12 protein-coding genes are annotated in these 14,218 nt (G+C 58.2%); 4 read left to right on the forward strand and 8 right to left on the reverse strand.

Annotation, left to right across the window (positions count from 1 at the left end):
- Positions 1-25: 25 nt before the first annotated feature.
- Positions 26-1,114, forward strand: a complete 1,089-nt coding sequence (locus GVL61_RS04500; protein ID WP_159977438.1) for a glycoside hydrolase family 99-like domain-containing protein — start codon at positions 26-28, stop codon at positions 1,112-1,114.
- Between the two features lie 4 nt (positions 1,115-1,118).
- Positions 1,119-1,601 carry a DapH/DapD/GlmU-related protein gene (locus GVL61_RS25340; protein WP_159977440.1) on the forward strand — a complete coding sequence of 161 codons (483 nt, stop codon included), beginning with the start codon at positions 1,119-1,121 and terminating at the stop codon, positions 1,599-1,601.
- Positions 1,602-1,634: 33 nt separating this feature from the next.
- On the opposite strand, the gene GVL61_RS04510 is transcribed toward GVL61_RS25340, so the two are convergent.
- The 8 genes from GVL61_RS04510 to GVL61_RS04545 all read right to left on the reverse strand — a co-directional run bounded on the left by GVL61_RS04510 (position 1,635) and on the right by GVL61_RS04545 (position 12,361).
- Positions 1,635-2,861 carry a glycosyltransferase family 4 protein gene (locus tag GVL61_RS04510; protein WP_159977442.1) on the reverse strand — a complete coding sequence of 409 codons (1,227 nt, stop codon included), beginning with the start codon at positions 2,859-2,861 and terminating at the stop codon, positions 1,635-1,637.
- Between the two features lie 75 nt (positions 2,862-2,936).
- The gene (locus tag GVL61_RS04515) at positions 2,937-4,016 is read right to left on the reverse strand and encodes a glycosyltransferase family 2 protein (RefSeq protein ID WP_159977444.1); all 1,080 of its coding nucleotides are present in this window, start codon (positions 4,014-4,016) and stop codon (positions 2,937-2,939) included.
- On the reverse strand, positions 4,013-5,446 hold the full coding sequence (locus GVL61_RS04520; RefSeq protein ID WP_159977446.1) for a flippase: 1,434 nt from the start codon (positions 5,444-5,446) through the stop codon (positions 4,013-4,015). The genes GVL61_RS04515 and GVL61_RS04520 overlap by 4 nt, the downstream gene beginning before the upstream one ends.
- A gap of 493 nt (positions 5,447-5,939) precedes the next feature.
- A complete protein-coding gene (locus tag GVL61_RS04525) occupies positions 5,940-7,004 on the reverse strand; it encodes a glycosyltransferase family 1 protein (RefSeq protein WP_159977448.1) in 1,065 nt (354 codons plus the stop codon).
- 113 nt (positions 7,005-7,117) lie between these two features.
- Positions 7,118-8,194: a hypothetical protein gene (locus GVL61_RS04530; RefSeq protein WP_159977449.1), complete on the reverse strand. Its 1,077-nt coding sequence runs from the start codon at positions 8,192-8,194 to the stop codon at positions 7,118-7,120.
- A 91-nt stretch (positions 8,195-8,285) separates the two neighbouring features.
- Complete coding sequence (locus GVL61_RS04535; RefSeq protein WP_159977451.1) at positions 8,286-10,484, reverse strand: polysaccharide biosynthesis tyrosine autokinase; 2,199 nt, start codon at positions 10,482-10,484, stop codon at positions 8,286-8,288.
- Positions 10,485-10,617: 133 nt separating this feature from the next.
- Positions 10,618-11,931: an O-antigen ligase gene (locus tag GVL61_RS04540; RefSeq protein WP_159977461.1), complete on the reverse strand. Its 1,314-nt coding sequence runs from the start codon at positions 11,929-11,931 to the stop codon at positions 10,618-10,620.
- Positions 11,932-12,100: 169 nt separating this feature from the next.
- Positions 12,101-12,361 (reverse strand): hypothetical protein, encoded by a 261-nt coding sequence (locus GVL61_RS04545; protein WP_159977463.1) that lies wholly within the window; start codon positions 12,359-12,361, stop codon positions 12,101-12,103.
- A gap of 61 nt (positions 12,362-12,422) precedes the next feature.
- Here GVL61_RS04545 and GVL61_RS04550 point away from each other — a divergent pair, with 61 nt between their 5' ends.
- The gene (locus tag GVL61_RS04550; RefSeq protein ID WP_159977465.1) at positions 12,423-13,379 is read left to right on the forward strand and encodes a M48 family metalloprotease; all 957 of its coding nucleotides are present in this window, start codon (positions 12,423-12,425) and stop codon (positions 13,377-13,379) included.
- A gap of 91 nt (positions 13,380-13,470) precedes the next feature.
- Positions 13,471-14,184, forward strand: coding sequence for a polysaccharide biosynthesis/export family protein (locus tag GVL61_RS04555; protein WP_159977467.1), 714 nt, complete (start codon positions 13,471-13,473; stop codon positions 14,182-14,184).
- The last annotated feature ends 34 nt before the right edge of the window (positions 14,185-14,218 follow it).

Below are 14,218 nucleotides of genomic sequence, written 5' to 3' on the forward strand. Positions count from 1 at the left end.
ATGTGGAGTCGAGAAGACAGTGACAATGAAGACCAGCCGCCTGCTTTCCTTCATCGTCGGACTGGGGTCGCTGGCTGCGATCGGTTCCGGCGTCGTTCTCGCCGCGACAGCAGGATCGGCACCGATAAGCATCGGAGTCTACTATTTCCCCGGCTGGTCTCCTAAACTGCCCGACGCGATCTATACCGACCCTTGGGCGCCTATCCGCAAATTTCCCGATCGTTTGCCTGAAACGGGCACATACTCGGACAACTCCCCCAAAGTGATGCGTCGCCAGTTGGACGACATGCGCAAGGGGAAACTCTCGTTCGTGGTATTTGACAGCTATAACGGCGCCAAGGGCTCCGAGCGGTTGCAACAGGCGCTCTCAGCCTACCTCGCTACCGCTACCAACCGTGACCCCAAGTTCGCCTTGCTTTGGGCAAACCACGATGATCGGCTGGCGTCCGCAGCGGACTGGGATGCGCTGGTGGAAACCTGGCTGACCAAGTATCTTGCGGATAGCCGTTACATGCGCATCGGAAATCGCCCCGTGCTCTTCATATTTTCACCCGACAACCTGGAACGGCGAGCGCAGGCATTTGGATCGAATTCCGCAGCACTGCTCGCGAAAGCGAACGACCGGGCCCGTGAACACGGCATGGCAGGCATTGCCTTCGTGGCCGGCGGCGGCCCCCGCCCGGGGATTATCAAGGGGACGGCCCGAGCGAGAGGGTATGCGGCCTTGTCCGACTACAACATGGGGACCAGCGGCTACCCGATAGCAGGGAGCGGCTACGAGCGACGCTTGGCCGTTTACCGAAAGTACTGGAGCGTCTACCGGCGAGACGCAGACCTTCCTGTAATCCTGCCTATGACAGTGGGATGGGATCGTAAGCCTTGGGGTGGTTCAAAGGAAGACGGTGCGATGTCGACGCCTTCCGAATTCGGCCGACATATCGCAGAAGGCGTCAAGATTCTGCGCGAAGGCAACAGCGAAGCAGCCCGCATCGGCGTTATCTGCTGCTGGAACGAGTACGGCGAAGGTTCGGTCCTCGAGCCCACGAAAAAGTACGGTGACGGGCATCTGCGCGCGCTGGCTACTGCATTGCAGACAACCAACGGGAGCCATTGAGTCGATGGTGGTGTTCTTGGTCAACCAGCTTGCCAATATGCTCACCCCCGGGCCGCTGGCATCGCGTATCCGCGTGGTCCTTTTCAATATGCTGGGAAACAGGATTTCTTTGAAGAGCCGAATGGCAGGCGGCGGATTCATCTACGGTCGGCAACTCAGCATAGGCCCGAAATGCTTCGTGGGGCGGAATTGCTATTTCGACCTCACCCATCCGGTGGAAATGGAGTCCGATGTTGTGATCGGGCACGGTGTAACCTTTGTGACCGCAAATCACGAAATCGGCCCGCCAGAACGGCGTTGTGGCCCGGTGAAGGCCGCACCAATCAAAGTATGCCGGGGCTCATGGATAGGAGCAAATGTAACCATCCTGCCGGGCGTGACGATCGGTGCCGGCGCAGTGGTTGCCGCCGGGGCGCTGGTTACCCGTGACGTCGCGGCTTCGACGCTGGTGGCAGGGGCACCTGCGCGGCAGCTGCGAGTACTCTAGTCTGCCGCCGTTGTGAGGCACTACTTCGGCCTTTCAACCAATGTTTACCAACGATTGATCTCGCACTCCGAGGGCGTCATAAAGACGTTCATATTCACCTACAAAGCGATCGAGGTTGGTGAAAGTCTCAACATTTTTCGGCCCCGCTCTTGCCATGCGGGATACCATTGCGGGATCGCGCGACAGTGTCCGCATCGCATCGCCTAGTGTTTCCGGCCTGTCCGGATCGACGAGGATGCCCGTTACCCCGTCATCGACCACTTCCGGCAGCCCCCCCCGGCGTGATGCGATCACCGGTCGCCCATGCGCACTGCCTTCGATGGCGACGCCCCCCAGCGCCTCGTTCCATATCGAAGGAGCCACGCCGACGTGGACGGCCGGGAAAAATTCCAGCGACGGGCGATGGCCAAGAAACGTGATACGCTTCCCTTCAGCCAATGACTTTAGCCGCTCGACGTAGTCGGAGGTCCCAGAGCCTGCGATCAGGAGTTCGCCCATGTCACTCTCGAACTGCTCGATCAGCCATTCAACCCCCTTGTGGGGAGCAAGCGAGCCGATATATCCGAATCGCATCGTCTCCGAGGCGGGCAGCGGACTGGGCCCCGGCAAGCGCTGCGCGTTGTAGATCGCACGCTGCTTTGCCTGCGCGAAAAGCCCTGCTCCAGTGATCTCCCCGAGCACGTAACGGCTGACGCCGACGGCTGCAGAGACATCGTTCGAGGCTAAGGCATAGCCCTGCCGGAACAAAATGCAGCTACCGCACCGTTTCACGCAGGAACTGCCATGCTTGAACATCGAGGAGTTAGGGCAGATCAGATTAAGGTCGTGCAGAACCTGAACCGACGGAATGCCATGCCGGCGTGGTACCGCCCACACTGAACGAGTTATGCCCGACAGGTTGTGGAACTGTACGACATCCGGCTTGAAACTGCGCACGAGGCGATCGAACCGTTGCTCCATGAGCCGACTGTTGCGGTCCCTTATCTGCCACAAAGTGCGCTGTAGCTTGCCCGGCAAATCGCGGTTCAGCTTGCGAAAGCTGTTATCGATAGGAAAACGGTGGACGGTAACGCCTTCCACAACTTCCGTGCACTCGACCTCGCCAGTCGTCATCACTGCCGCAGTATAACCTCTCGACGTCAGGCCGTTAACCAGACGCTGCATTGTCAGTTCAGCCCCTCCGCCGATTTCGGGAGCATAGAATGAACTGGCGAACAGGATCCGTCGGCCTCTCCCCTCATCCTTCGTTTCGTTCGTCATGGTGTCTCCATGGATTGCCTGCCTCTGAAATTGAGACCCTGTGTCGAGGTATTGCTGCTGCAGAGCGCGAAAGAGTTAAGGCAGCGGAAAATCCGGCTGCTCGCCCAGCCTCACTCCTTCGCCATCGCGGATAGCACGTTCAATTAGTGCAAGGCGCTTTCCGGCATCCAGCTTACGCGCATATCGCCGCAAGATCGCAAGGAACGCCGCCTTGTTCGCACGATAGAGCAGACCAGGTCCACTGTAGCGGTGGCGGTCAAACCAGACACGGTTACGGACGGTGTAATAGACCCGGAAGTCGGATCCGTCCTGAAGGTATTTGACAAAGCTGTTGCGCCGCACCGCAGGCTGCCCGTCAGCATCTTCGCCTTGTTTGCCGTCGACGAACCACGAGCCCTCCTGGTCGACGAGTTCGGCATTACGCACTAATCGGATAACGCCGCCCTGCTCAGTCACACGCACGGTATATTCGTGATCGTCGCCGTAAAGCGCCAGCTGCTCTTCGGGCACTCCGATAGCCTGATAGCAATCGCGATGGGCGACAAAGCCGCCGTACGGGGCGTAAGGTACAGCGACTACCGCACTTTTATCTATAGGTTCGATGCGAGCCTTCAATGCCCGTCGCTTGAACTTGAAACCGAGTATCCGCAGGTCGAAGCCGATGAACGAGCCGCGCGGAGGAAACACGATGTCGATCGGTATGCCAGCACCGATGTCGCTGAGATGATCGTCCCGGTAGCCCAGGACGCTGCTTGCCTTGGTCCCGTGTACGGCAATCGTACGCGCCAATTCGTCCAGCAGCTTGCCGAGCGCTCCAGGTGTGGGAGCATTGTCATCGTCCATCAGCCAGAATACCTGGCCAGGCGTTTCCAGAGCGGCTTCGATGGCATGGCGATAGCCTGGCGCCGAACCGAGATTGCGCGGCAAGCTGACAAGCTTCACCCGATCAGGGTAGTTCGCCACGACGTTGTCGAGCGCAGGATTTGGTCCATTGCTAACCAAGACAACGTTGCCGACGCCTTCGGCAAATGCGGTTTCGAGGAGCTGCATGACATAGCTCTCACGCCGCCCATAGGTAAGGGTCAGCAGAGTCACACTGCGCGGATCAATCGGAACAGCAGTGCCTTCAAATAGCGGATTGCGTTCTAAAGTCATGCTGTCCCCACGAAAAGCAAACGATGACGGATGGTTATCACGACAAAGCAGACTGTCATGAATGCCTCAGTTATCAACATTGAGATCGCCGCACCCGTCGACCCGCCAAACTTGGTTAGCGCAAGCATTACGACAATGTTGACCGCCGTCGCCGTGAAGACGACCTTGCTCAATGCCTTCTGTCGGCCGAACGGTAGCAGCGTCTGGATACCGATGACGTTGTTCACGGCGGCCAGCACGATCGTGGCGGACATGATACGCAGGACCACGATCGAACCCTCGAATTGAGGCCCTGCAATAATCCTGATGATGATCGGCGCAAAGATCGCAAGAACGCCTGCAACAGCAGCCATTCCCATCCCTTGGATCAGGAGGACGCTCCGAATCGTGCGCACGGCGGCAGGGCGATCGGAAACCGCGAGCCTGCTGACGCGTGGAAAAATCACCTGGCTGATCGGACTGATAAGACCATAGATCGCCTGTCGAAGGCGATCTGCACATACGTAAATTCCGGTTACCACTTGGCCATGGAAGATGCCTAGCGTCATCGTTGGAGAGCTTGAACAAAGGCCGTAGGAAAAAACCGACATGAACACCGGGAAACCGTGCTTCAGCTGCTCCCAACTCCCCGACGGCGCCCACACCCAGCGCTTTACTCCGCCGATCCGCATGAGCATGACCAGCGAGGCTATACCGATGGCGATGCTGCCTCCGCCTTGAATGGCCACTGCCAGCCAAGCTTGATCTGCATGACGCACCAGCAGCAGGGTGGCCGGCACCGTAACAAGCCGCCCAACCAGCGCCGCAGTAGCAAAGGAATCCAACCGTTCTAGGCCTTGCAAGCACCAGCTGACAGTAAGGGCATTTCCAAGAATCATCGACCAAGCTGCAAGCAGAAGAATCCATTCCTGCCTGTCGGCGCGCGTGACGATCAGAAACCCAATTACCCCCACAAGCAGTAGAGCGGCGATGACCATACGCAGGACGAAGATGCTCCAAAACGGTTCGTCGATCTCGCCGCTGAGCGAACGTGCCTGTGCGATCGCCTTCGAGCCGCTCATGTTCGTACCCCAATCGGATACGATCAGCATCCAGCCGCCGATCATCAGGTAAATGCCTAGAAGACCAAAACCTGCAGGCCCCAGCGTGCGCGACAGATGAGGGAAGGTCATGAGCGGGGCAAGGTAGTTGGCTCCCTGCCACACGATCATCGCGCCCATGTTGCGCGCAAAACCGCCGCGGCTGGTCAGCGAGCCCCGCAATCTGGCGAGCTTGCCGGCGCGGGCCTGAGCCACTGGTTCTGGTTCGCTCATACACGCAGCGACCGGCGAGAATTCGGGATCGTTGGCGCTCACGTCACTGGTGCGAAACAGCTCAATCGCGATTTCAGCTTCGTCCGGCTCATCGGCATTGGGGCGGCCGATAGTCATTTAAGCCCCCCTGCATCGCTGCGACTGCGCTGCGCGCTCGGTTTCATCGGGATAGGCCGAAGGTAGCTTCGCGCACTGCTCTGCATCCTAACGGGCAATCTTCCCCCAGCGGAAACGGTCGACTTTGTGCGAATTGCCGACCGCAAAGGTCCGCCTTGCCGATCACCATAATGGTCATCCGAAGCTCCTGAAACTCAACTCTACTTTACACTGATAGAACCGACCTGGCCTCGACACTTGTGCAACGCGGCAAAAAGGCAGCCTGTCGCGGTTCATCTAGGTGCCATCTTGCGCCATCGTATTGCTATTCAACTTACGCATTGGCTCTTACACCGCCGACATATCGTGTGCCATATGTGCGTTCATTCGGCGATACAAGTGATCTCGCGACTGCAGCAAGGCTCATGCGCTGCGTCGCAACATTAGGCTGACGAACACCCGCCTGGCACAGGAATTCGTAACCCAAATCTACCCAACATCAGAAAAAAAGCGCTCACGTTCTAATTTTCGTAACGACTTCCATGAGACGGGTTGCTGCTGCATCCCATGACAGATCTCTGGCCCGGGCTCGGCGCTGCTCCTCGGTGGCTACCTTGACTCTGTCTATGGTGAAATGGCTCCGAATACGCTTCGCCAGCCAATCCCGTGCATCTAAAGCGCCGGGGTCGAAATACTCGGCCAGTTCACCGGCGACTTCGGGCATTGCCGTCAGATTTGATGAAATAGTGGGAATGCCGAAGAGAACACTGTCCAGAAGCGGCAACCCGAAACCTTCGGCCTGCGAAGGGTAAACGAAGAGACTTGCTCCGCGATAGAGCTCGATCAACGCGGCATCGTCGATACCGCGGACATTTTTTACGCGAGGATCGTCCGGCAGGCTGTAATCATAGTCTTGGTCCAGAGAACCAACGACAAACAGTTCGGTATCAGCAAGGTCCGCATCCAGGAATGCCTCGACGAGGAGCTTCACGTTCTTGCGCTGCTCGATACGGCCGACGCACAGGACATAGCGAGGCACGCGTTCCTCACGGGGGGCGAAATAGATTTCTTCTGGGAAGGACGGACCGTTGGAGATCGTAGTCAGCTTTCCCCTCACCCAGTCGCCGTAATGGCGCACGATGGCACCGGCAGTGTAATCGCTCACCGCAACAACCTGAACGGATCGTCGGATGGCGAGTGCGAACATCAGGCGTGAGCGAATGCGAAACGTGGCCGGAAAGAGGTGCGAATGCGACATTGGCAGGATATCGTGGATGAACACCACCGATTTTCCCACCAGCGGCGTTATGTAATTGAAAACCCCGATATCGATGCGGTCGCGGTGGAAAAGCCGCGGAAACCCGAAGAGCAGCCGCTTCACCGCCGAGTGACCTTCCAGTGGAAGATAAGTCGCATCGTCGTGCCCGACTGTTTCGCGCGCTTCATCCGGAGCATCAGAATAAATGATCAGTTCGTGGCGCCCGATGTGACGGGGAAGTGCCTTCAGGAGGTTGCCCAGGGTCGTTCGCGTGCCCTGGAACTTGCCCGTCAAAACATGGCCGTCAAATCCAAGGCGCATTAGCCATACCTTCCTATGCCCGGTTGCATTACCCTGAACCACCCTCCCAGGCGGAGGTAAAATGGTTTGTGGAACTAGGTTACATGGCCTCCACTCTCAGCGGAGGCCGCGTGTCATGGATCGATGCTGAAGCCGCGAATTTCACCGTCGCCGCGCGGTGCTGAGATTTCGAACTCCTGGCTCGCGCACCCTTCGAGCGGAATCGCGAATTCTGTCCCCTGCGCATCGAGCGGAAATCCTGGAAGCCTTTTGGCCTCGCCAGTTTCGGAAAAGCACATCAGACCAAGCGTTAAAGCCCGCGAACCGCCCTCCGCATTGCTGTGAGCATCCACGCGCGCTACGTGCCGGCCTGGCGCAACGGTTGCTCCGCGCTTGGCAACCACACCGCGAAAGGGTTCCGAGTTCGAGTATTGCAGCACCGTGTGTCCGCCATCGGAAGCGAAATCGACGCGTAGCCCTGCCTGTTGGGGGAACTGCCAGTCGAATGGGCCGGAACTGCCGTCATCCAGCCCTTTAAAAGCAAAATCGCCGGGGTGCGTAAACCGTCCATTGGCGCAAAGTGCGCGCCATAGCCCCTCTGCCGCCTGCGTCCTGCCAGCACGGACCAATTCCTTGGTTCTACTCGAAAGCCGTGAGCAGTCAACCGCGACATGCTGTTTGGCCATTGCAGAGGATATATCCCGCACGGCTGCGCCGGGTAGATAAGGGCCTGCCCAGAGAAGGAAGTCCGTACTCCAGGGTTCAGGTCCGCCGATCTGATTTCGAAACGCCGCCCAACCTTCAGGCCTCGAAAGGACTGCCTGCGTCAGGTCGCCGATCCGATCGCCTCGATCCCCTTGTCGCCAAAGCGCCACCAGACGCTGAGCAGCAACCGTCCAATCACCTGACTGCGTCGCAACCGTAATCATGAGCCGCTGGGTGAACCGGTCCCGCCAACCGCGTTGCGCGGAAAGCAGTAAAGCCGGCAAGGCGGCATCCTCGCGTCCAGTGGAAATGAGGCCGTTGGTCAGCAACGAGAGACTTTCGGCAGGCACAGGCCGCCGTTCGACCATCTGGCGTGATAACGCCAGGCCTGCTTCGGCATCGCCGCGCCGGTAAGCATCGCTTGCCAGAGGTTCGAGCGCGTAGCCCCGGAAGATATCCGGCACCTTGCGCGCGATGACCAAATTCCGGCGCGCTTCTCTATCCATCTGCGCACCGACGGCAACGCAGGCTACGACGACGCACAACGCGCCCCATGCTATCCTCGCGGGTAAACCTGCAGGACGCATGGGCGCCTCCTCAATCCTCCTTTGAGCCATAGCTGTAATAGCTGTAGGCATAATAGCTATAATCGTCATCCCCAGCCTGGGGGTTGAAGCGATTCAATACGACACCAAGCATGTTGGCACCAATCAGGCCAAGGCGACGCATCGCCGACTTCACCGCACCGCGGTGGAAGCTCGAAGCGTCAATGATGAAGAGCACGCCATCGGCATGGCTGGCCAAGATCGCAGCGTCGGAGAGGCCCAGCAACGGCGGGCAGTCGAGAACCACCAGATCGAAACGGCTACGAGCTTCCTCCACGAAGGCCGCAAGGCCATCGCCGGAGAGGATGAGCGCAGGATCAGGCGGCATCGGGAGACCGGAGATATAGCTCAGGGTTGGCACATCCGAAGGATGGATAACTTCCTCGAACGTCTTCTGTCCTGTGAGCACATCGGTCAAGCCGGATGCACCAGCATCCTTCATGACATGGTGCAGAGTAGGCCTGCGAAGGTCGGTATCCACCAGAAGGACATTCTGTCCCAACATGGCGATATCACGGGCGATGACGCGCGCGGTAGTCGACTTGCCCTCGGACTCGCGCGAACTGGTGACTGCGAGAACGTGCGGAAGCCCGCTTGCAGTCGAATATCGCAAGTTCGTGACGAGTGAACGATAAGCCTCGCTGACACTAGACCGGCGGTTTGCCAATTCGTCCGAGAGGTTACCTTCCTTCTGCATCGGGATAAGACCGAGCAAAGGCAGGCCGAGCTTCTTTTCGACATCTTCCGGCGAGCGTATCGCGTCGTCGAAGATTTCCTTAAGGAAGACTGCAAAACCGGCTACGATTAAGCCGAACATGAGAGCCAGAACCAGATTCAACAGCAGATTGGGCGAATCTGGAATTCGCGGCACTTCGGCGCGGTCAACGAGCGTAACGTTGTTAGACGCGGCGCCCGCCGTCGCGTTGATCTGGTTGTAGCGGGAAAGCAGCGTTTCGTAGAGCGCCCGATTAGAATCCGCCACGCGCTTGAGGACCGAGTACTGAACACCACGATCCTGTTCGTTCAGCGCTTCGTTGCGTAAACTATCAACGCGATTGGCAAGCGACTTCTCGCGCTCAGCCGCAGCCTGGAAGTCGAGGTAAGCAGACTTCTTGATAGAAGTCGCGATTGCATTGATTCGACTATCTAATTCCGCGATTTCAGCGCGACCGGCCTTAACCGTCGCATATCCCTCAAGGTGACGCGCCATTTCGTTGGCAAGATTACCCTCAACCTTAGCCTTCTGGCTCAGGAGATCCATAATCGCAGGGTTAGAATTGACTTCCCGCACGGAGAGCGATGACTGGGTGGAGATCGTTCGCCAACGATCTTCGGCAGTGATCCTCTCGGCAGTAGCCTTCGACGCCGCATCATTGAGTTGAACCAAGGTATCGTTAGTGACTGAAAGCGCGGATTCCTGTCGACCGCCTTCACCCTCGCTCGTGACACGGATAAGGCCAGCGGCACGCGCATACTGATTGAGGTCACGTTCGGACTGCGCCAGCTTAGAGCGCGCCTCGTCTAGCTGATCGGCAAGAAAGCGGCGTGCATAAGCCGAGCTCTGGTATTTCTGGTTGAGGTTGAACTCGATGTAGCGCTCGGCATAAAGATTGGCGAGCTTCGCCGAAAGCACCGGATTGCGACTATTGATAATGATCGAGGCGATCCGACTGTTCACCGGCATGTCGACAGTGAGCTTCTTAATCATACCGTCGACCGCAACTTCCTCGCGCATGTCCGCGAGTTTCTTGCCATCAAGGTCATCTTCGGTAGGAATTTTGCTGCCCAAGGCTTCGAAGAACGAAGCATCGCGGTCGAATTTTCCGCTTTGCACCACGCTGCGCGCCAGAGAACGGCTGCGTAAAATCCCTAATTGGGTCTGCAGGAAACGATCGGTATCCCAGGACGCGCCCATCTTCTGGAGTTCGCTACCCTCGATAATCTGGTCCGCCTGATCCTCAATGAGGATTTCCGCGCTGGCGTTGTAAGTCGGAACCATGAGGAACGTGATAACGGCGCCGATGGCGACGGCCCCGACAACGATGGAGACGATCAGCACGACGTTACGCCGGATAACGTTGGCGAGAGCCTTAAAGTTCAGGGAGAAACCAAATTCGGCTTCCTCACCTTCGGGATATGCTCTCGGAGCGTCCCTTTCGAGAAGTGCGTCTTTCAAATCCATTTCCGCCATTTTGTTGCAACGCCGATCACAATCCCTCCGCAACCCTGTTCCGGATCCGGGACTGGTGGACGCAAGTCAGCTGTCAAACGAAGATCTCAGCGAATGCATTCTCGCTGTCGGGCGAACGCCAAGGCCTTGAGCCTCATCGAACCTCCGAGCCCGTATCATGAGTTCCCTTTCCATGAATCCGGGTAGTTCTCGGACCAATCATCAGTGCAAGCATAAGCCCGGCGACACATAGTAGCGTCTGGTTTCGCAGGGGATAGTCCAAAATCGACTGCATCGCGAGCAGCGCGAATACAGCCACGGACACAATCTCCTTCCCGCCTCGGCGCACAGCACGAAGGCATATCGCGGTAACGGCGAACAACCAACCCGCCATCAGGATGATGCCCGGTAAACCGGATTCCAGTGCCACCTCCAGATAATCGTTGTGCGCCCTCGCCGCCCTGCCTGGCGTGATGGTCTCAAGCGATTCGTCGATCTGGAAAACTTCGTCGAAGGTCCCTACTCCGCTGCCGACCGGCCAGAAACGCCCGATCGACACCAGCGTGTCTGACCAGATCGCGGGCCTGGGATCCTGAATTTTATCAAACCGGGAGAAACTTTGCTGCACCCGTTGGTTGCCAACCATAAGCCCAACTAAGCCGAGACCAAGCAAGCCGGCAGCCGCGATCGCACCTATAACCAATCGGCGGGAACTTCGCCCACTCCTCCGCACCTGCCAAAGGCGGTATGTCAGCAGCAGCATAGGCACCAGCGACAGCGCCATGCTCGAACGTGAACGCGTCAGCACGAGGCCGACAAGCAGCAACACCCCAACCACTGCCCCACCAACGGGCCATGCGAGCTTGCGCGAACGCGTGGGATAAGCGCCAACCAAGGCGCAAAGCGCGATGTCCAGAAACAGCCCGGCCGCGTTGCGATTGGCAAAAGTCCCCTGAAGGTCAGAGGAGCCGAACGCTTCGGCAAACAATATGAAATGCTGATTCCCCGTCGCCAGTTGCTGACCACCAAGCAGCACGACGAATATGCCCGAGGCCGTTAAAGCCCACAACAGCTTGCGCCTGTCCTCATCGGGAAGTTTCCACGAGAGGATCAGCATCGCCAACGGCGGCACCAGCGCCAGAAACGCGACGATCGTTCGGCGCGGATTGAGCGACAAAGACATCCAGTCGCCTTGACGCCCCACAAGCTGAAGGGATTCCACCACAAGACTACGGCCGGGCAGACTTTGCCAAATCAGCGGAGGAAGGGGGATGATCTGAACGAGAGGGAGCAGTAACGCTGCACAAACTAGCCACACGATAAACCGCGGCGCCGTTCTGAAGAAATCGAGAACAGCCTGCCCGTTCAATGCAAGCAGGCCGAGCGCGACCAACTGGACCGCAAGATTGAGCAGCCCCGCGATGGACCCGCCGCCTCCGAATATCAGCGCAGCAAAAAGCAGCAGCATCGCCTGATGCACCCTGCCGGTGCCCCGCGCGATACGCGCCGGGACATTCCCGCCCATCGACAACCGATCCGACAGAAAAATACCCCCGGGCAATTAAGCAGGATTCAAAGAAAAGGTCCCGTCCACGGAAACACCGGAGACAGGACCCTTAAAATTCAAGTCAGGGCTATCAGGAGCCGTTCGACTTGTCGTCGTCCAGAATGACGACACCGCCGACGACAACCGCAGCAGCGCCGAGACCGGCGAGAAGCAGCGTGCCAGCTTCAGCCTTCTGCTTCGACTTCACTGCAACCGACTTGCGCTCACCAAGGCCCGAAAGGCTGGCGATCTTGCCGGTCGAAGCCGAAGCAGTCGTGCCAGCCTGAGCCGCGATCGGGGCGACGAGCATTCCAGCAGCCGTCACCGACAGCAACACATTCTTCAGCGTCATAGGACCTCCTAAATTAAGTTCGATGGACTGATTGCGTCATATTGCTATACCGCAGCGCACAATGAAACGCAAAAAAAAATACGCGTCTTCCCATAGCTACGCCAAACTGGCGCTAATTGGGATGTTGTGCTGCCCAAGCCCGACCGCCATTGCCAAAACCCAACCCTGGCCGGTGACCTTGCGCTCACAAATGGTTCGCCTGAATGAAGTTGGGTATCGAATCGGCCTCATCGCCGCTCCGCTTTGCCCCTCCACATCTGCCGGCACTGGCCTGAGCCTGGATTACATCGAAGCCTACGACGCTGGCGACCGCGATGCGATTTCCCAGTTGCTCGGAATAACGCAATCACCGCAAGTGGCAGCGGTTGCGACAGGCAGCCCTGCCAGCACGGCGGGCGTCATGCCAGGTGATGAGATAATCGCCATCGACGGCTCCCCGACATCCAAACTGCTATTCGAAGCCAAGGACAAAACACTATTTGCAGATGAGCTTGAGGAACGCCTTGCCGCCGCACCCGAAGGGTCAGTGCTAATGCTGGAATTGACGCGTAAAGGGAACCCGCTCAAGGTGCGCATCACGCCCCAGCGGATCTGCTCGTCCCGGTTCGTTATCAAGACCGGGATCGGCTTCAACGCGTTCAGCGATGGCACCAATGTGGCAATGTCGGGCAAACTGATCGAATTCTCACGCAACGATGACGAACTCGCCCTGATAGCTGCGCATGAGATCGGGCACGTCATAAACCGCGACGGCAAGGCCGGGAGCCTTGGAAAGCGTCGGGAAATGGAAGACCGTGCAGATCTCCTGGGCGTCCGATTGATGAAATGCAGCGGTTACGACCCAGAATCCGGCGTGCAATTCTGGCTACGCCGCGATGCTACCGACATGTTGCGTCTGTTACGCGCACCGACCCATCGCTCCGGAAAGGCGCGCGTGGCCCTTATGCGCGAGGAAGCCAAGATTGCTGCCTGCCCGCCAACAACAAGCTTCACACAAGGTCCCGCGCCACCTTCTTGAAATCCAATGACCGGGGCGTGAGCTTGCACCTAGCCAGCCTCCGGATTACCGCTTATCACGCAGCTGACCCAGGTCATGGAGACATCCGGTAGTGCACAATTCTAAGTCGTTTTTCATGCTTGGCGTTCTACTTGCAGGCTCGGCCTTGGCCGGTTGCAGCACGGTTTCGAAGAACCCGGACCTGCCGGTGGGCAATGCGGCATACGACGTCGTGCCCGCTACGATTCCGGTTCCGACCGCCTATGCCATCGTTCCGAAGGACAAGCTGGCAGTTAGAGTTTTCGGCGAGCCGGACATTTCGTCAGACGAACTAATGGTCGATGAAGTCGGCTTTATCCAAGTCCCTTTGATCGGCACGGTGAAGGCTGCAGGGCGAAGCGCGCCAGATGTGTCGACGGAGATCACCGCGCGCCTGCGCGAGCGCTACATCGTTGACCCCCAAGTCGCAGTTTCCGTCAAGGAATTCGCACTGCGCTTCGTTTCCGTCGAAGGCGAAGTAAAGAAACCCGGCGTTTACGAAATCGACGGCCGCGCCACATTGCTCTCGGCGATCGCACGAGCCGAGAGCCCGGAACCGACCGCCAAGCTCGACGAGATCGTGCTCTTCCGCACTATAAACGGCGAACGCATGGCAGCACGTTTCAATCTCAAGGACATCCGCAGCGGATTGGCTCCGGATCCCATGATCGTGGACGGCGACGTGGTTATGGTAGGGTATTCCGGCATCAAGGGCTTGTGGCAGGACGTATTGCGTGCCGCACCAATCTTCAATGCGTTCGTCGTGCTTGCCCGTAATAACAATTGACGACACCTGACCACTCTCGCCTCGATTATCGGTG

The organism is Novosphingobium sp. 18050 (assembly GCF_902706195.1).
In the GTDB taxonomy this organism is placed as follows: Bacteria; Pseudomonadota; Alphaproteobacteria; order Sphingomonadales; family Sphingomonadaceae; genus Novosphingobium.

Coding starts and splice junctions, on each gene's coding strand:
- GVL61_RS04525 (WP_159977448.1), bottom strand. CDS start 7,004: ATGCGCCTTGGATTTGACGGCCATGTTTTGACGGGCAAGTTCCAGGGC.
- GVL61_RS04510 (WP_159977442.1), bottom strand. CDS start 2,861: ATGACGAACGAAACGAAGGATGAGGGGAGAGGCCGACGGATCCTGTTC.
- GVL61_RS04540 (WP_159977461.1), bottom strand. CDS start 11,931: ATGCTGCTGCTTTTTGCTGCGCTGATATTCGGAGGCGGCGGGTCCATC.
- GVL61_RS04530 (WP_159977449.1), bottom strand. CDS start 8,194: ATGGATAGAGAAGCGCGCCGGAATTTGGTCATCGCGCGCAAGGTGCCG.
- GVL61_RS04545 (WP_159977463.1), bottom strand. CDS start 12,361: ATGACGCTGAAGAATGTGTTGCTGTCGGTGACGGCTGCTGGAATGCTC.
- GVL61_RS04550 (WP_159977465.1), top strand. CDS start 12,423: ATGAAACGCAAAAAAAAATACGCGTCTTCCCATAGCTACGCCAAACTG.
- GVL61_RS04515 (WP_159977444.1), bottom strand. CDS start 4,016: ATGACTTTAGAACGCAATCCGCTATTTGAAGGCACTGCTGTTCCGATT.
- GVL61_RS04535 (WP_159977451.1), bottom strand. CDS start 10,484: ATGGCGGAAATGGATTTGAAAGACGCACTTCTCGAAAGGGACGCTCCG.
- GVL61_RS04520 (WP_159977446.1), bottom strand. CDS start 5,446: ATGACTATCGGCCGCCCCAATGCCGATGAGCCGGACGAAGCTGAAATC.
- GVL61_RS04500 (WP_159977438.1), top strand. CDS start 26: ATGAAGACCAGCCGCCTGCTTTCCTTCATCGTCGGACTGGGGTCGCTG.
- GVL61_RS25340 (WP_159977440.1), top strand. CDS start 1,119: ATGGTGGTGTTCTTGGTCAACCAGCTTGCCAATATGCTCACCCCCGGG.